Raw genomic sequence first — 16291 nt, 5'->3', positions numbered from 1 at the left:
AGGTGAACGTTGGGGGTTTTCATGCGTTTGATCCGTATCCTGTTGGGCGTGATTGTGGTGGTTGTCATGGGGCTGGTGGGCGTCTTGATGATCCTGCCGGGGGAAAAGATTGCGCAACTGGCGGCCGATCAGGTCAAAACACAGACCGGCCGGGACCTGGTCTTTGATGGTGACGTCGGGATCAGCTGGTATCCGATTTTTGGTGTGTCCACCGGGCCGGTATCGCTGGGCAATGCGGAATGGTCGGATGCGGGGCCAATGTTTCAGGCGAAAAGTGCTGCCATCGGCGTCGATGTGATCGGTGCACTGACCGGCGATATCCGCATTACAAAAATCGAGGCTGTCGCGCCGGATGTGTTGCTGGAAAAGGCGCGTGACGGGCGTGTGAACTGGGAGCTTTTGCCCACTGGCGAAGTTGCCGCAGACCAAGGTGCGGCAAGTGCCGGGGCGGACACAAACGTGTCCTTGGAAAGCCTGATCATCAAAGGCGCCCGTTTGAGATATTTGGATCATGGCGGCGACAATTTTGAAGTGGCCAATCTGGACATTGGACTCAGCTGGCCGGATGTGACCAAGCCTGCTGAGATTTCTGTGACCGCGCGACCTGCGGGCAAGGATGTGGATGTTGCCGCGACCGTTGGGAACCTGAACGACCTGATTGGTGGGTCGGTTTCGTCGCTGGTGGCCAAAGTCAGCGCGACGGGCGGAACAGTTGATTTCGATGGCCGTGTCGGTATTGCGCCCGAGGCAGCAGGGCAGGTTGTGGCAGATTTTTCTGATGCGGAAGCATTTTTGGCGGCCTTGGGGCTTGGCGGTGGCGTACCGGGACGGGCGCGTCTGGAGGGTGATGTCACACTGACCAAGGACCATCGGTTTAGTTTGCGCAAAGGGATCATCACGGCGTTGGGCAACACCATTAATGCCGAAGCGGATGCCGCGCTTGGCGGGGTAAGGCCGATTGTCACGGCAAATGTACTGGCAGGAAAACTGGATTTGAGCAGCTTGGCGGGGTCTTCAGGTTCTGAAAGTTCAACTGCGTCGTCTTCTGAGTGGTCCAGGGAGCCGATTGATGCCAGCGCCCTTGCGCTTATGGATGGCAAAATTGTTTTTGGCGCGGAAGCGATTGATTTGGGGGATATTGATCTGGGGCGCACGCGGGCCAGTGTGCAGATCGAAAATGCGCGCGCTGTCGCGACGCTGACGGAGTTGGCGGCGTATGGTGGGGCGATCAAAGGGCAATTTGTTGCCAATAATCGCAATGGGTTTTCAATGCGCGGCGATCTGGACGTTAGTCAAATAGCGCTCAAAGAGCTTTTGTCAGCAACGGCTGGTCTGAACCGGTTCACGGGAAAGGCGGACATGAAAATGGATTTTCTGGGGTCAGGACAGTCAGAGTACGCCATCATGAATTCCCTGAAAGGCAGTGGCACCGTCAAAGTTGGACGTGGGACGATCGAAGGCATAGATCTGGACCGTTTGTTTCGTGGTGATCTTACCGGTGGCACAACCGTGTTTGACAATATGGGGGCCAGTTGGACCATCGAAAAAGGCGTGATGCGCAACGAGGATTTGTTGATGGAGTTGCCCAATGTCATTGCCATAGGCGCTGGGACGGTGGGGCTGGGTCAAAGGGTCATTGATTACCGGTTTACGCCGCAGCTGCGCAAAGAAGAGGGCACAGGGCTGGCCGTGCCGGTTAAGGTTGAGGGCAGTTGGGACAATCCCAGTATTGCACCGGATCTGGACGCGATCCTCAAACAGAATCTGGATGAAGAACTGAAAGAACTTGAAGCAGAAGCGGTGAAACGCGTCGAAGAAGAGCTGGGTGTTGAAAAACAGGAAGGCGAGTCGACCGAGGACGCGGTGCGGCGCACGCTTGAGGACGAAGCGACCAAAGGATTGTTGAAGCTGCTGGGCAATAACTGATCCGCATGCCACAAGTGGGCATGTTTTCTGCCGCACGGACACCGCCACATTTAACCACTTTGGTGTTGCTGACCGCAATTTCAGTGCTTTCGCTGAATATGTTTCTGCCGTCGTTGGCCCATATCGCGGCAGATTTTGACGTTTCATACGGCGTGGCCAATCTGGCAATTGGTGGGTATCTCGCGGTGACGGCGGTGTTGCAGGTCGTGATGGGGCCGTTGTCCGACCGGTTTGGGCGCCGACCGGTTCTGCTGATTGGATTGGCCATGTTCGCGGTGGCGTCAATCGGGTGCCTGCTGGCGCAGGATTTTCGCGTGTTTCTGGCCTGGCGGATGATTCAGGGGGCGGTGGTTGGCGCGATGGCGTTAAGCCGCGCGGTGGTGCGGGACCAATATGAAGAGCGCGATGCCGCCAGCCTGTTGGGGTATATTTCGATGGTCATGGCCGTGGCACCGATGACAGGCCCGTTGGTGGGCGGATTGCTGGATCAGTTTCTGGGGTGGCGGGCCAATTTTGCGTTTTTTGCGTTGGCAGGGGCCGGGCTGTTTGTGTTGACGTGGTGCGATCTGGGCGAAACCAATTCAAATCGTGCCTCCAGCATTGCGGCGCAGTTCCGGGCGTATCCGGAATTGTTTCGGTCGCGCCGGTTTTGGGGATATTCGATTTGCGTGACATTCTCGCTGGGTGGCTTTTATGTCTATATCACCGGGGCGGCGCTGGTTGGTGCGGTGGTGTTCGGCATGACGCCAGCGGCGATCGGTCTGGCCGTTGGCGCGATCACAGTTGGGTTTGCGTTCGGCAGCTTTTTATCAGGCAAACTGTCCCGGCGTTATCCGCTTTTTGTGATGGTACTGGCAGGTCGAATTGTTGCTGCGTTGGGCCTGAGTGTGGGGTTGGTCGTGGTGTTAAGCGGCATTTTGCATCCGGTGACTTATGTCGGGTTTGTCATGTTTGTTGGTGTCGGGAACGGGTTAACTATGCCTGCCGCAACCAGCGGTATCATGTCTGTGCGTCCCAACCTTGCCGGGAGCGCATCCGGGCTTTCAGGTGCGATGAGTGTTGCGGGTGGGGCTTTTCTGACATCGATCACGGGCGCAATTCTGACCCCCGGGAACGGCGCTGTTATGTTGTTGGTTGTGATGCTGGGCAGTGTATTGGTGTCTCTTGTCGCCGGGCTCTATGTGCGACTGATTGATTTACGTGAGGGGCAAGTGGCTTGACCCAAGCTACGCGCCGTGGCAGGAAACATACATGAAACACAAACGCCTCTTCACGATTGAGTATTATCGCCTGTCCACATAGTGGCGGGGCTTTTATCATGGTCAACTGCCGCGCGTCGTCGGGGGTTGCAGTGAAAGGCATCTAAAAACATTCAGTTCCCGCCTGTGCGGCCCTAAATAAGGGGTCCTGCTATGGGACATCGAACAAAACCAACACTGGGGCTCATTGGATTTGGTGCCTTTGGAAAACTGATGGCGCGCGAACTGAATGCGCTTTTTGACATACGTGTCTGTGACCCCGCTTATGTCGGGGCTCTTCTGGAGGATGGGCGCGCCCTGGCCGTAGTCGAGCTGAGCGAGATTGCCCGGTGTGACGTGATTGTCTTGAGTGTGCCGGTGGCGCGCATGGAGTATCTGTGCACCCAGATCGCGCCATATTTGCGTCCGGGGTGTTTGGTTGTCGATGTCAGCTCAGTGAAGGTCGCGCCAATGCAGGTGATGGCGCGGTGTCTGCCGGCGGCGGTGGATATTGTCGGGACTCACCCGTTGTTTGGCCCTCAGAGCGCGGATGGCGGCGTTGTCGGGCGTAAGATTGCGGTTTGTCCGTTGCGTGGGCCGCGCTGGCGAGTGGTGGCCGGGTTCTTGCGGCGCATTGGATTGCAGGTTGTTGTCACCACGCCCGAGGCGCACGACAAGGAGGCGGCAACGGTACAAGGGCTGACGCATCTGATTGCGAAAGTGTTGTCTGATATTGGACCGTTGCCAGATCAGATGACCACCGCAAGTTTCGATTTGCTAAAGCAGGCGGTGGAGATGGTGAAAAACGACCCGCCCACGGTGTTGCATGCGATTGAAACCGCCAACCCATACGCGGCAGAAGTGCGGGGTGCCTTTTTTGACCGGGCCGCAGAACTGCGTATTCAGTTTGATAAGCAGGCGTGATCCAAAGGAAAACCCCGGTCCAATGGACCGGGGTTTGCAGGTTTAATTATGTGCGGCTACGCCGATTAGCGCTTGCGGTCGCGGCGTGCGCTCATGGGCTGGAACGCGACGCCGACATGGGCTTCGCAATAGGGCTTACCAGCCTGAACAGGCAGACCGCAGAACCAGAAATCAGGTGTGGCGGGATCGCCGACAGGCCATTTACAGGTGCGTTCGGTCAATTCCATCAAGCCCAGCTTTTTGGCGGTCTTTTCGACCTCGTTCACCTTGGCGAGCGCTTCGGGGCTGATCTCGTTCGCGGACGGCTGCGGTGGCAGCGGCTGTCCGGCGGGAATAATCGCCTTGCGCAGCGAGTTCCCGGTTTTGGGGGCGACTGCTGGCTCGGTTTTCAGATCGGGCTTGGGTTGTTGTTCAGCGGCCTTGGGTTTCGGCGGCGCCTTGGGTTTGGGGGGCGCTTTGGGTTTGGCCTCTGCCTTGGGCTTTGCATCAGCCTTGGCACCGCCGGACGAGCGGTTTGACAGGCCCAGCCGGTGGACCTTGCCGATCACTGCATTGCGGGTCACGCCGCCAAGTTCCTTGGCGATCTGGCTGGCCGACTGGCCCTCGCCCCAAAGTTTCTTCAAAAGCTCTACGCGCTCATCGGTCCAGGACATCAATGTTTCCTTAGCTAAAAAGCGGCCCTTTGGGGCCGCCCCTGCATTTCTTGGTCAGGGGCCTATTCTAGTCACCCCGGTCCGAGTTACAAGGCCGAGAATCACCGCAGGCAGGGGAGCAGGCAAATGAGTCAGTTGGATTTGGGTGTCAGGCGGTTCGGGCGCGTGAACTGGCTTGGTCTTTGGACGTTGATCCGCCGGGAAGTCATGCGGTTTATGGTGGTGTGGACACAGACGTTGTTGGCCCCGCTGGTTACGGCCGGGTTGTTTATGCTGATTTTCTCTATAGCGATTGGCCCGGGGCGGGGTGATGTGATGGGGGTGCCCTTTATTGTCTTTCTGGCACCGGGTATTTTGACCATGACGGTTATCCAGAATGCGTTTGCCAACACATCGTCATCTATTGTGGTTTCCAAGGTACAGGGCAATATCGTGGACACGCTGATGCCGCCGTTGGCGCCGCTGGAACTAGTGATTGGCTATGTTACCGGGGCCATGGTGCGAGGCATACTGGTGGCGGTCGGAATCGCGATTGGCATGGTGCTTGTATTGGGCATGTCGATTGCACATCCGATTTGGGCGCTGGTTTTCGTGGCCACAGGGGGGGCATTGATGGGCAGCATTGGTGTTGTGGCGGGGATATTTGCAAACAAGTTTGACCAGATGGCTGCGATTACGAACTTTATCGTCACGCCGTTGGCGTTTCTATCCGGCACGTTTTATTCAGTGACGGCGCTGCCTGAGGTGCTGCAGAGCATTGCCCGGATCAATCCGATATTTTACCTGATTGATGGCGCGCGTTATGGGTTTATTGGCGTCTCAGACGGCGCACCCGGTGTGGGGATGGCCGTGGTATGCGGCGTAACCTTTTTGGTGATGGCGCTGGCGTGGTGGATGATCAAAACGGGTTATCGTTTGAAAGCCTGATCAGTCTGCAGCAAGTCTTGCCGGTGGCAGCGTCGTTGTCCCAGCCATTATAGCCGCAGGGCAGAGGACCGTTTAGGCCGGTTATCGCCAGAACGCGACCCACTCGATCAAGTCAAAAAATTTGCGTGCAAGTAGCATTGTAGCGTCGCCATTATTCAACAACATATCCGCACCCAGGCCCACGATGATCAGGACAGCCAAAAATACTGCAATTGGATTGGTCATGACGCGGAACGCCCCCGGGAAAAAGTGTCGGTTGATTCAGATATACCGACCGCCCCGATGGGCGCAAGCTTACTGTGAAAGACCGGCTTAGATGCGGCCCATCTTGGAGGCCAGATCAGCCATGCGTGCCGAGAAGCCCCACTCATTGTCGTACCATGCAAGAACGCGCACCAGACGTGACCCCAGAACCTTGGTCTGATCGGCCGCGTAAGTTGAGCTTTCGGTGGTGTGGTTGAAGTCGACAGACACGAGCGGTGCGTCGCTGTAGCCCAGAACCCCCTTCATTTCACCGGCAGCGGCTTCGGCCATTGCTTCGTTGACGTCCGCGATTGTGACGTCTTTGCTGGCGGTGAACGTCAGATCAACCGCTGATACGTTTGGTGTTGGAACGCGGATGGCTGAACCGTCCAGCTTGCCTTTGAGCTCTGGCAAAACTTCGCCCAGTGCTTTGGCGGCACCTGTCGAGGTCGGGATCATGGACATGGCGGCGGCGCGGGCGCGGTAAAGATCGTCGTGGCGACGATCAAGCGTTGGCTGATCGCCAGTATAGGCGTGGATCGTGGTCATGATGCCGTTTTCGATGCCAAAAGCGTTGTTCAGCACCTTGGCAATCGGGGCCAGGCAGTTTGTGGTACAGGACCCGTTCGAAACCATGTTGTCATTGGCTTCGAGCCGGTGGTCATTCACGCCGAACACAATTGTCTTTTGAACGTTTTTAGCGGGCGCCGAGATCAGAACTTTGCGCGCGCCGCGCTCCAAATGTTTGCGGGCTTTTTCGCCGTCGTTAAAATTGCCGGTACATTCCAGAACAACGTCAACACCGCTCCAGTCCAGTTCGTCCATGTCATAAGTCGAGAACATGCGGATCGGGCCCTGGCCCACATCCATGCTGCCGTTGCCGGCGATAACTTCGTTGCGAAAGCGGCCGTGCAGGCTGTCATATCGGATCAGGTGTGCCGCCGTTTCCAGCGGGCCCGTCGCATTGACCTTGACCACCCGAACATCTTCGCGCGCTTCTTCGGCAATGTGCATAAGGGTGCAGCGACCGATACGGCCAAATCCGTTGATACCTACGGTGACAGTCATGTCGATCTCCTGACTTACAAATACGTGGTTCGATTTGAGGTTGCTATACGGGGCGGGTCGCAGTGGGGGAAGAAAAAAATCGCAATATTTGAAAGTGTTAGCGCAAAATGTGGCGGCTTGTCGCCCGGTGGCGCTAACGATCATGGCTTATCCGGGGGGCAAAGGCGAGAAAAGGGATTCTGACGACCCATCGCGCTGCGTTCCGGGGCAGCGAACTGGGCAATTACGGTCCGATTCTGGGTATCTGATGAGGCAGGTCGCTACTTGGCCTTTAATCGTTCTGGCACGAGTTGCATGTAGAATGGCGCAATCTGCGAGTGTGAACTTGTTGGCGCACCCTATCTTGAGAGTGACAGCAGACTTGAGAGCCGGAGAAGAGCCGTGGAATTGATCGTAGATGGTGCACGTCATGAGGTGGATGTTGAAGACGACATGCCGCTTTTGTGGGTGTTACGGGATGAGTTGAATATCAAAGGGGTGAAATATGGCTGCGGCATTGCGGCCTGCGGCGCGTGCACCGTTCACATCAACGTCGAGGCTGTGCGATCATGTCAGACGTTTGTGTCGGATGTTGACGGGCCTGTCACCACGATCAACGGGTTGGGGCAGCCCGATGCATTGCACGCGGTTCAGGAAGCCTGGATCGAAACACAGGTGGCGCAGTGTGGATACTGCCAGTCTGGTCAGATCATGCAGGCGGCGTCATTGCTGAGCGAGATCCCAAGCCCGACAGATGAAGAAATCAACGAAGCGATGTCAGGCAACCTGTGCCGGTGCGGGACGTATCCACGCATTCGCGCCGCCGTCAAACTGGCCGCAACCAAGATGCAGGGGGCCTGATTGATGGGTAAAGCTGGCAAAATAGCGCGTCGTAGTTTTCTGATAGGCTCTGCTGCGGTGCTCGGTGGTGTGGCGTTTGGTGTATATAAGGTCAAAACACCTTATCCAAACCCGTTGGAACAGGATCTGAACGACGGGGCAGCATCGTTTAACCCATGGGTTCTGATCGACGCGGATAAGATCACGCTTATCGGACCGCATGCGGACAAAGGGCAGGGTGTGGCGCATGCGCAGGCTATTCTGATTGCAGAAGAGATGGACCTTGAACCGGGGCAATTTGAAATCAGTTTCGGAAAGCCTGACAAAGCCTATTGGAATACTGCGATGGCGGGCGAAGGCGTGCCGTTTATGGCGTCAGATGCCGGGTTTCCGGCGGAGTCTATGCGCAGTGTTATGGGGGGCGTGATCAAGCTGATCGGTTTGCAGGGAACGGGCGGGTCGACAAGTGTACCGGACAGTTTTGACAAGCTGCGGCAGGCAGGCGCGATGGCGCGGGAAACGCTAAAGGCTGCGGCGGCCCAACAGACCGGGATCAACACAACTGCGCTGAAAACCAAGGCGGGGCATGTGATCCTGCCTGATGGCAGCAAGCTGAGCTATCAGGAACTGGCGGGCGTCGCGGCGAATATTGCGCCGGTGCGCGATCCAAAGCTGCGCGACCCAAGCCAATGGCGATTGATCGGCAAACCCACGCAACGGTTGGACATTGTCGCAAAGTCGACAGGCACGCAGACCTACGGTATCGATCTGGAGATCGAAGGTGCAGTGCACGCGGCTGTCAAAGTAAATCCGCGCCGCAGCGGCATGATCAGCTATGACGCAAGCGCGGCGCAAGGCATGCGCGGTGTAAAGCACGTGCTAGAGGTGACCAACGGTGTTGCCGTGATTGCAGACAATACGTGGCGGGCCATTCAGGCGACTGAAACTATTGACTGCGAATGGGCAGAGGCGCCGTATCCGGCAGAACAGGACCAGCATTGGCAGGAAATTGCGGCGTCCTTTACCGAAACGCATTTGGACAGCACCTGGCGCGATGACGGGGATGTTGATGCGGCGATGAAAGAGGGGGCCGTCGCCCCATTGGAATACCGTGTGCCCTATGTCGCGCACGCCCCGTTGGAGCCATTGAACGCCACAGTTCTGGTGGAAGAGGGTGGGGTCACTGTATGGTCCGGACATCAAATGCCGCGTATCTTGCAGGACATGGTTGCTGGTGTGACGGGGCATGATGCGTCGCAGGTCACCTTTAACAACCAGTTTATGGGCGGCAGCTTTGGCCACCGGCTGGAATTTGAACACATCAAACAAGCCACTGAGATTGCCAACCAGATGCGGGGAACACCGGTCAAGCTGACTTATTCGCGCGAAGAAGACATGACACATGATTTCCCGCGTCAGCCGGGTATTGCCCGCGCTACCGGTAGCGTCAAAAACGGTCAGGTCGTTGCAATGGATCTTCAGGTGGCGATGCCGTCTGTTATTTCGTCGCAGATGGGGCGTGCCAATATTCCGGTGCCCGGGCCAGACAGCCAGATTGCGGCGGGCGCCTGGAACAATCCTTATGCGCTGCCGAACTATCGCATGCGGGCCTACCGCGCGCCAGAGTTGGCACCGGTTTCGTCCTGGCGGTCGGTGGGCGCGTCCGCCAACGGGTTCTTTTTTGACAGCGTGTTGGATGAGTTGATCCATGCGGCCGGGGCGGACCCGATGGAAGAGCGCATTCGGCTGATGCAACACGATGTGAGCCGTAAGGTTTTGGAGACAGTGGCCGAGATGTCAGACTGGGGCGCACCGCTTGCGCCGGGCAAAGGGCGCGGGGTTGCGTTTGTCGAAAGTTTTGGTGTGCCGACGGCTGAGGTTATCGAAGTGACCGCAACGGAAGACGGTATTCAAATCGACAAGGTTTGGGTTGCGGCAGATGTCGGCACGGTTGTGGACCCGGTCAACTTTGAAAACCTTGTGCAAGGCGGCGTGATCTTTGGGCTGGGGCATGCGATCAATTGCGAAATCACGTATTCAGATGGCATGGCAGAGCAATCGAATTTCGACAGTCATGAAGGTATGAGATTGTATCAATGCCCTGAGATTTTCGTAAAAGGTCTAGAGAACGGCGCAAAAGTCAGAGGTATTGGCGAGCCACCCGTGCCGCCAGCTGCGCCCGCATTGGCCAACGCAATCTTTGCGGCAACAGGCCAGCGCATTCGCGAATTGCCCTTGTACCATAGCATCGATTTTGTGTGAATCGCGCGTGTTGTCAGAGGAGCTTTTGACCGAGGCCAAATAGCATCATGTCGCCAAATCTGGTGCTATTTGGGGTCAGGCTGACACAATCGGACTCTTTCGCCGGTTGAAATTGGGCCTTAAGTTAAGTGCGGATACACGTGTAAGGCTATGAAAATGCAAGACATCAAAAAAATCCTGCATGTGGAGGATGATCCCGACATTCGCGAAATCGCCAGTCTTGCGCTGGTTGATCTGGGCGGATTTGAGCTATTGCAATGCGAGAGTGGTGATATTGCGGTGCAAAAGGCCGAAGGTTTTGGGCCGGATGTGATTGTTCTGGATATGATGATGCCAGGTATGACCGGCATTGAAACGCTCGCGGCGCTGCGTGAAATACCGGCGCTAGCTGAAACGCCGGCGATCTTTATGACGTCTAAAAACGTCGCGACCGAACATCAGGGGGCGATCCGCAATCAGGCAATTGGAGCGATTCAAAAGCCGTTTGATCCGGTGACGTTGCCCGATCAAATTCGCCAGCTTGCGATGAAGGCATTGGCCTAGGCCTGCGGCACGCTCACAACACGGCGCAATTCGTCCGACAGCAATTCTATTTCTGCTAGAATCTCATACAACGAGTCTTCGCTCATTTCGTGATTCTGCGCTTGTTCAATTTGCTCTTCCACACGTGCCGCCTGAACCCCGGCAGACGCGAGGCCGTAAGTCGCACAAATCCCGGCCAGCTTGTGCGTTGCCACATACAGGTTTTCCAGAGTTTTTGAGCAGTTTGGTTGGATCAAAAGCGTCGCAGTGAGGTCCTCCAACTCCGTCTCGCGTTTTGGCAGACCTGATAAGAAATGCGCGCGCAGTTGGGCAAATTTATCCTGATGTTCGGCCGGAAACATATGGGTTGCTTGGTTCATGATGGTCTCCGCAATAAGGGGAATTCGACATAAAACAGGGTGCCCTGACCGGGCTGGCTTTCGTAATCGATATGCGCGTCGTGGTCGGTGACAATCTGTCGAACGATGGACAGTCCCAGACCGGTGCCGTCGTGATTGCGTTTGTCCGAGCCATCGACCTGAGTGAACTTGCCAAAAACAAGATGCTCGGAATCCTTGGGAATACCGACCCCAAAATCGCGCACCTCAAGGATCGCAAAATCGTCTTCGGCCCGGGCGCTAAGGTGCACTTCGCCACCGGCGCTTGAAAATTTGACTGCATTGGACAACAAATTGTCCAGAACCTGCATCAACCTCTCTCGGTCTGCGCTAACATGAAGCGCGTCACTGTCGCCCGTGAGACAAACGGAAACGTCATATTTTTCTGCATACGGCGCGATTGAATGAGCAGCCTCGTTGATCAACTCAGTCAGATCGAGCGGTGCAAAATCATAGGTCATCTTGCTGGACTCCATCTTTTGGATATCCAGCAGATCATTGATCAGCTTGCTCAGCCGTTGGCTGTTTTTATGGGCGATATCAAGCATGCGCGCCGCGCTTTCGGGATTATTGGACAGATCGGAATCGCGCAGCAAACCCAGGGCGCCGTTTATGGATGTTAGCGGGGTGCGCAACTCGTGGCTGACGACAGACACAAACTGTGACTTCACCTCGTAAGCTTCGCGTGCGCGGTCACGTTCGGTGCGCAATTCATCTAGCTGGTCCAGGCCACGTTGATAGAGCCGCAGGAAGATCATCGAGCATTCAAGGACGAAATACAGCACGAATATCGCGGTCGCAAAGTGTAACCACATCTGAGAGCCGTAATATGGGCTTTCATTCCAGATGTCGCGGGCCGGGATGTAGATGAACAAGGCACCATAAATGATCAGTCGCACGGCGAGTACTTGGGGCAATTGATGGTTGTTCACTGCAGCAAACAACCCAGCCGCAAACAGGAAGAACAATGATGTAAAGTGTTCCGCTGGACCTTCGAGGTCCGCAACCAACAAGGTGAACGTGGCTACTGCAAGCGAGCTGAACAGGTTGGAGAAAAAGAGAAGCCCTAATAAGCGCCGGGTGTGTCTTAAAGAGCGATCAGTGCGCTTAACAACTTTGAGAGATACAAAGCTGTCAAATGCATCTGCAACCTGACACAGCAGATAACAGAGTACTGCAATCGTGATGCTATAGTAAAAGCCGCACAAAAGGGCTGCGCCAAAATAAATACCCTGCCGCTGCCAGAACAAGGCGAGTCCGCCGCTGGCAAAATCGCGGATCTGTTTTTCATGCCGCCGCGCGCTCTCAAGTGTCGGCTTGCCAGACAAGAACACGCGCGCAATCAAACGTTCGAAGCGTTGTTCGATTGTAAGCGGCGGCGCTTGATCATTTGAATAGTCGGTGTGCATTCTGCGATTTCCGGCTTTCAGGATGTCGTTTTGACACCTGTTAGTTCAAATCCAGTAAATCAGGCGAATGTGGCATCGCCATGTTCCAGTTTCGACCATTTGGGTTCAATGCATCCAGACCATATCAGGCATAGGGTAGACGTTCCCTTTATGGCGCGGGTCCGGCAGTCGGCGTGAACAGCGTACAAAGTCGAGCATCAGAAATGTCGTGTCGATGTGGCTGGTCTTGTGCGGGATATAAGCAGATTGAGAAAACGTGCCGGTCGCCTCGATCACGTCGCCTGCGGCGATGTCCTGATCAAAGCGCGATATCAGGTCTTCATTTGTCAGCGTGAAACACACCCGTTCTGGATAGGCGTAGCCTGGTGCTCTGGCTCCGGTGCTCACTTCCGGCGAAAGGTCGATCAGAAGCTTTTTCTGCGGTTCGCGCAGAAGCAGTGTTCCGGCGATTTCACCTTTGACATGAAAAGTCATAAAAAACGGTTGCATGGCATCCTCTTGGCAGCAATCAGGCGTTGCATATCAGGAGGCGAGCTCCAGAACGCTTACTGAATTTGGTAGGCCAAGGTGGCGATTTCGTGGTGTTGAGGGGGAATTTCCGCGAAGTCGCATTGCCGATTTTAGGAAAATCATTAGGCCGTAATCTGCCGAGGCGAGACAGTTTGACACATCAATGCCTGTCGCTACCGCAAAACGTGTAACATTTGGCGATTTTTCTGCCACAGTCAGAGTGTTGTTGGATGAATTGCGGCTTTTTCTTGTGGAAAGAGTGGCGCTTATGTGTCTCTATTAAAAGAAAAACGTTGAGGTGGAAGAGTGGTGAGCAGTATCGGTGGCAGCGCAGATATGAAATAGGGCGGCAAGTGCCTCGATTGGGTGATGTTCATATCGATTTCGGAGCTATTGTGGCTTGGTGCCAAAATAGAAATGCAATCGACACCTGTTTGAGGCCTGTTCCCTGGCATGTTGTTTACCATTTGTTAACCATTTCTGCCTGACTCTGCTTGGTAAACACTTCTGTTTTCGAACGGATTTGGTGAATTAGTTCTGCTTGTATTCCGCTGATAATCTTTCGACTGAGGAGAGATGGGGACATGCTTACGACTACCCTGTCCTTTGAAAATATGCACAACCATGGCGAGCTTTTGGTAAAGCTTCTAAAGGCGCGCCGTCAGTGTTTTATTGTTCAGAATAACTGGGACCTGCCCGAGGCTGAGGGCATGGAATACGACCAGTATGATACACCCGCCAGCCGCTGGATCGCGGTACATGAAGCGGGCGAGGTTCTTGCTGGTATCAGGCTGACGCCTACGACGGCAAAGTGCGGCATGTACACGTATATGATCCGCGATGCGCAAAAGGGTATGTTGGAGTCGATACCGTCTGACTTGTTGAATTTCGAGGCCCCAGTGGACCCCGATATCTGGGAATCCAGCCGCGTGTTCATTTCCCACAATGTTCCGGCAAAAGACCGTACCAAAGTGCAAGCTCAGCTGATGAACCAATTGATCGAAACGGCGCGTGATCTGCGGGCAAAAAAAGTCCTGGGGCTGGTACCCGCTGTGTGGTCTAGATGGATTGGTCGGCTGGGTCTTGTTGCTGAACCTGCTGGGCCGGTTATGTTGCTGGACGGTGTCAAAATTCAGGTTGCGCTGATGGACCTCGAACATACGCATCACCATTAACCCAAAAGGTTGTAGGAGGCCTTTTGGATTAGCTGTAGGCTTTTGTTCCGGCCCCTGACGTGTCCTCAGTCAGAGCGTCCTGCAACAACACTTCGTAAGCGCGGCGCTCCATTTCGTTTTGGAATCCGGACCGGCGGTGCAACCGCATGGACTTGCGCAGCAGCGCGAGGACTTCTTTCTGGTTCTTGACGCGCTGTTCTGCGTTCGCTGAGGCCTTCTGGAGCGAAAACAAAGCGCCAGCTTTGGTCAGAGACCGCATGGAAACAGGTTCGCCAACACAGGTTTTGACATTCTGGCCTTCCACATGAAGGGACGGTACAAAATCCAGCCGGCTGTTCAGATCAACTTCGAATTTCGTATGCGAGAAATGCCCCATCTTTGGAGCAATCACCAGAAATACGCCATTGCCGCGATACGTGGCCAGCGCGTTGTTATCTGCAAATACAGACACGGCCTCGCTGGCGATATCCGTGATCATTTGCTTAAAAGACAGGTGGCTGACGGAGTCAAAGAGACGCTCAACACCGGCAATTTTCACTGAAAATACCGAGGCGCGCAGCAATGAGGCGCGCGATAGCTGCATGATATAGTTCTCAAAGGCGACATAGCCGACGACCTGGGTCACACCCGAGATTTCGACCGGTTCGTTCAGGCTGTGGGCGGCATTCTCAAGCAAATCCCGTTTGAGTGCTGACATCTCCGAGATGCCTTCGTTTACACGCATCTGTTCGCTGGCGAGCTTTTCGGCAACGTTGATCCGGCTGAACAATTCCAGAAAATCAAATGGTTTCGTCACGTAGTCCGTCGCCCCTGCGGCAAAGGCCGAGTCGATGTATTTCTTCTGCGACATGGCTGTCAGCATGATGATCGGTTTGCGGGCATATCCTTTGGTCTTGCGGATCTTTGAGCACAGTGTGATGCCATCCATGACCGGCATTTGAATATCCAGCAGGAAGCAGTCAAATGGCTCAGTTTCACGCGCAATCATACGAATGGCTTCTGGCCCCGAAGGCGCAGTCTGGAGCGAATGAGATGTCTTTGCCGCAACTGCCTCGGTCAGCAGTTCACGGATACTTTCGTCATCGTCGACGGCCAGAATCTTCATGTTATCAGCCCTTTCAGTTTGGCTGTTCATTCGGTGGACCAAGCAAAGCACAATTTACAAACACGCCGGACAACAGAAAGATACTGTGTTCGACAGGCTGATTTTGCTGGTGGAATGCGTCGACAAATTGACGAAAAATTGGTTATTGCAATTTGACGCGAATTTGATCGGCTGAATGGCGGGTTTGACGCCAATCAGCGTGAAATGATCAGTGTTTGTTAGGCAAAAACGCGAATTTTGGAATAATCAAACCGCGTATTCGATATGCAATTGCGTGCAAATTGGGGGTGGAATCGTACTTTAAGGCGAGTGCGTCGCTAAGAAGGCGTGCATTTTCGCATCAGGTAAATGTCCATGATCCAGCCATTTTCGACTCGCGCACTGGCGCGGGTTTGCGAAATCTGATGTGCCACATCTGCCAGTGAACCGTGTATTAATATCTGTTGAGGCATGCCTACATATGCCCCCCACCAAATCATCAGATTGTCCGCGATCAGGTGTTCGAAAGAGCAATTTCCATCCAGCATGACGGCGACGGTTTCGGCGTCAGACGGCCAGCCGTGATCTCTGAGGTTGCGCCCTGTGGTGATCTGCACGCTGCCTGCGAGTGTATTCAACGGTATTGCATGGGCGGCGGTTAACATTTGCAAAGACGTTATTCCGGGCACCACATTGACGTCGATTGCCAAGCCTTGCGCCGTCAATCGTTCGGCGATGCGCAGGGTTGAATCATAAAGCGACGGGTCGCCCCAAACCATCAAAGCAACATGGCCGTCATTGGGGATGTGCTGGTCGATCAATTTGCCCCAGATCGCCGCCAGCGCGTCGTGCCATGTGTTGACCCCGTCCAGATATTTGGGGGTCGAGGTGTCGCGCACCGGGTAGTCGAACTCGACAATGTGCGGTGCGGTCTTCAGGTGGTCGCGGGCAATCAAACGGCGCAGATCGGCCAGTTCGGATTTGTCCGTGCCTTTGCGGGGCAACAATATGAGGTCCGCATTTTCCAGAGTGCGGATGGCCTGCAACGTCAGATGGTCGGGGTTTCCCGAGCCGATGCCAACAAGTGAAAGCTGGATCATAATCGTCCTTTCGCACCCTGTGTTCTGAACCTT

Annotated in this window: 16 protein-coding genes; 8 read left to right on the top strand and 8 right to left on the bottom strand. The window is 55.1% G+C overall.

What is annotated here, in order from left to right; genetic code table 11:
• Positions 1-21 precede the first annotated feature (21 nt).
• The 3 genes from ABJI08_RS21915 to ABJI08_RS21905 all read left to right on the top strand — a co-directional run bounded on the left by ABJI08_RS21915 (position 22) and on the right by ABJI08_RS21905 (position 4088).
• The gene (locus ABJI08_RS21915) at positions 22-1926 is read left to right on the top strand and encodes an AsmA family protein (RefSeq protein WP_348403978.1); all 1905 of its coding nucleotides are present in this window, start codon (positions 22-24) and stop codon (positions 1924-1926) included.
• A 5-nt stretch (positions 1927-1931) separates the two neighbouring features.
• Positions 1932-3146 (top strand): multidrug effflux MFS transporter, encoded by a 1215-nt coding sequence (locus ABJI08_RS21910; protein ID WP_348403977.1) that lies wholly within the window; start codon positions 1932-1934, stop codon positions 3144-3146.
• A 192-nt stretch (positions 3147-3338) separates the two neighbouring features.
• On the top strand, positions 3339-4088 hold the full coding sequence (locus ABJI08_RS21905) for a prephenate dehydrogenase (RefSeq protein ID WP_348403976.1): 750 nt from the start codon (positions 3339-3341) through the stop codon (positions 4086-4088).
• 65 nt (positions 4089-4153) lie between these two features.
• Here the strand turns inward: ABJI08_RS21905 and ABJI08_RS21900 are convergent, their stop codons facing one another.
• Positions 4154-4741, bottom strand: coding sequence for a GcrA family cell cycle regulator (locus ABJI08_RS21900; RefSeq protein WP_348403975.1), 588 nt, complete (start codon positions 4739-4741; stop codon positions 4154-4156).
• Positions 4742-4867: 126 nt separating this feature from the next.
• Between ABJI08_RS21900 and ABJI08_RS21895 the strand changes: the two genes are divergently transcribed.
• Complete coding sequence (locus ABJI08_RS21895; RefSeq protein WP_348403974.1) at positions 4868-5668, top strand: ABC transporter permease; 801 nt, start codon at positions 4868-4870, stop codon at positions 5666-5668.
• An 81-nt stretch (positions 5669-5749) separates the two neighbouring features.
• Here the strand turns inward: ABJI08_RS21895 and ABJI08_RS21890 are convergent, their stop codons facing one another.
• Both ABJI08_RS21890 and gap read right to left on the bottom strand, forming a co-directional pair.
• Positions 5750-5893 (bottom strand): hypothetical protein, encoded by a 144-nt coding sequence (locus ABJI08_RS21890; protein WP_348403973.1) that lies wholly within the window; start codon positions 5891-5893, stop codon positions 5750-5752.
• A gap of 87 nt (positions 5894-5980) precedes the next feature.
• Positions 5981-6979, bottom strand: a complete 999-nt coding sequence (gene gap / locus ABJI08_RS21885; protein WP_348403972.1) for a type I glyceraldehyde-3-phosphate dehydrogenase — start codon at positions 6977-6979, stop codon at positions 5981-5983.
• A gap of 381 nt (positions 6980-7360) precedes the next feature.
• On the opposite strand from gap, the gene ABJI08_RS21880 reads away from it, so the two are divergent.
• From ABJI08_RS21880 to ABJI08_RS21870, 3 genes are all read left to right on the top strand, one after another.
• Positions 7361-7819, top strand: coding sequence for a (2Fe-2S)-binding protein (locus ABJI08_RS21880; RefSeq protein ID WP_348403971.1), 459 nt, complete (start codon positions 7361-7363; stop codon positions 7817-7819).
• A 3-nt stretch (positions 7820-7822) separates the two neighbouring features.
• The gene (locus ABJI08_RS21875) at positions 7823-10060 is read left to right on the top strand and encodes a molybdopterin cofactor-binding domain-containing protein (protein WP_348404023.1); all 2238 of its coding nucleotides are present in this window, start codon (positions 7823-7825) and stop codon (positions 10058-10060) included.
• Positions 10061-10216: 156 nt separating this feature from the next.
• On the top strand, positions 10217-10603 hold the full coding sequence (locus tag ABJI08_RS21870) for a response regulator (RefSeq protein WP_348403970.1): 387 nt from the start codon (positions 10217-10219) through the stop codon (positions 10601-10603).
• Here ABJI08_RS21870 and ABJI08_RS21865 read toward each other — a convergent pair.
• From ABJI08_RS21865 to ABJI08_RS21855, 3 genes are all read right to left on the bottom strand, one after another.
• Positions 10600-10962: a hypothetical protein gene (locus ABJI08_RS21865; RefSeq protein WP_348403969.1), complete on the bottom strand. Its 363-nt coding sequence runs from the start codon at positions 10960-10962 to the stop codon at positions 10600-10602. The genes ABJI08_RS21870 and ABJI08_RS21865 overlap by 4 nt on opposite strands.
• The gene (locus ABJI08_RS21860; protein ID WP_348403968.1) at positions 10959-12389 is read right to left on the bottom strand and encodes a HAMP domain-containing sensor histidine kinase; all 1431 of its coding nucleotides are present in this window, start codon (positions 12387-12389) and stop codon (positions 10959-10961) included. Before ABJI08_RS21860 ends, ABJI08_RS21865 begins: the two co-directional genes overlap by 4 nt.
• Positions 12390-12494: 105 nt before the next feature.
• Entirely contained in the window at positions 12495-12878 is a 384-nt protein-coding gene (locus tag ABJI08_RS21855) for a hypothetical protein (RefSeq protein ID WP_348403967.1), read from the bottom strand.
• 605 nt (positions 12879-13483) lie between these two features.
• Here ABJI08_RS21855 and ABJI08_RS21850 point away from each other — a divergent pair.
• Positions 13484-14074 carry an acyl-homoserine-lactone synthase gene (locus tag ABJI08_RS21850; RefSeq protein WP_348403966.1) on the top strand — a complete coding sequence of 197 codons (591 nt, stop codon included), beginning with the start codon at positions 13484-13486 and terminating at the stop codon, positions 14072-14074.
• Between the two features lie 28 nt (positions 14075-14102).
• Here ABJI08_RS21850 and ABJI08_RS21845 read toward each other — a convergent pair whose 3' ends face one another.
• Positions 14103-15179, bottom strand: coding sequence for a response regulator (locus ABJI08_RS21845; RefSeq protein WP_348403965.1), 1077 nt, complete (start codon positions 15177-15179; stop codon positions 14103-14105).
• Between the two features lie 317 nt (positions 15180-15496).
• A complete protein-coding gene (cobF, locus tag ABJI08_RS21840; protein WP_348403964.1) occupies positions 15497-16258 on the bottom strand; it encodes a precorrin-6A synthase (deacetylating) in 762 nt (253 codons plus the stop codon).
• Positions 16259-16291: the final 33 nt, after the last annotated feature.

It is taken from the genome of Shimia sp. (genome assembly GCF_039969785.1).
Taxonomy (GTDB): Bacteria; Pseudomonadota; Alphaproteobacteria; order Rhodobacterales; family Rhodobacteraceae; genus Shimia.
This window is presented reverse-complemented; position numbering and strand designations above follow the sequence as displayed.

Excerpts from the sequence above, each read along its gene's own strand:
- ABJI08_RS21915 (WP_348403978.1), top strand. The coding sequence starts at position 22 with ATGCGTTTGATCCGTATCCTGTTGGGCGTGATTGTGGTGGTTGTCATG.
- ABJI08_RS21910 (WP_348403977.1), top strand. The coding sequence starts at position 1,932 with ATGCCACAAGTGGGCATGTTTTCTGCCGCACGGACACCGCCACATTTA.
- ABJI08_RS21905 (WP_348403976.1), top strand. The coding sequence starts at position 3,339 with ATGGGACATCGAACAAAACCAACACTGGGGCTCATTGGATTTGGTGCC.
- ABJI08_RS21900 (WP_348403975.1), bottom strand. The coding sequence starts at position 4,741 with ATGTCCTGGACCGATGAGCGCGTAGAGCTTTTGAAGAAACTTTGGGGC.
- ABJI08_RS21895 (WP_348403974.1), top strand. The coding sequence starts at position 4,868 with ATGAGTCAGTTGGATTTGGGTGTCAGGCGGTTCGGGCGCGTGAACTGG.
- ABJI08_RS21890 (WP_348403973.1), bottom strand. The coding sequence starts at position 5,893 with ATGACCAATCCAATTGCAGTATTTTTGGCTGTCCTGATCATCGTGGGC.
- gap (WP_348403972.1), bottom strand. The coding sequence starts at position 6,979 with ATGACTGTCACCGTAGGTATCAACGGATTTGGCCGTATCGGTCGCTGC.
- ABJI08_RS21875 (WP_348404023.1), top strand. The coding sequence starts at position 7,823 with ATGGGTAAAGCTGGCAAAATAGCGCGTCGTAGTTTTCTGATAGGCTCT.
- ABJI08_RS21870 (WP_348403970.1), top strand. The coding sequence starts at position 10,217 with ATGCAAGACATCAAAAAAATCCTGCATGTGGAGGATGATCCCGACATT.
- ABJI08_RS21865 (WP_348403969.1), bottom strand. The coding sequence starts at position 10,962 with ATGAACCAAGCAACCCATATGTTTCCGGCCGAACATCAGGATAAATTT.
- ABJI08_RS21860 (WP_348403968.1), bottom strand. The coding sequence starts at position 12,389 with ATGCACACCGACTATTCAAATGATCAAGCGCCGCCGCTTACAATCGAA.
- ABJI08_RS21855 (WP_348403967.1), bottom strand. The coding sequence starts at position 12,878 with ATGCAACCGTTTTTTATGACTTTTCATGTCAAAGGTGAAATCGCCGGA.
- ABJI08_RS21850 (WP_348403966.1), top strand. The coding sequence starts at position 13,484 with ATGCTTACGACTACCCTGTCCTTTGAAAATATGCACAACCATGGCGAG.
- ABJI08_RS21845 (WP_348403965.1), bottom strand. The coding sequence starts at position 15,179 with ATGAAGATTCTGGCCGTCGACGATGACGAAAGTATCCGTGAACTGCTG.
- cobF (WP_348403964.1), bottom strand. The coding sequence starts at position 16,258 with ATGATCCAGCTTTCACTTGTTGGCATCGGCTCGGGAAACCCCGACCAT.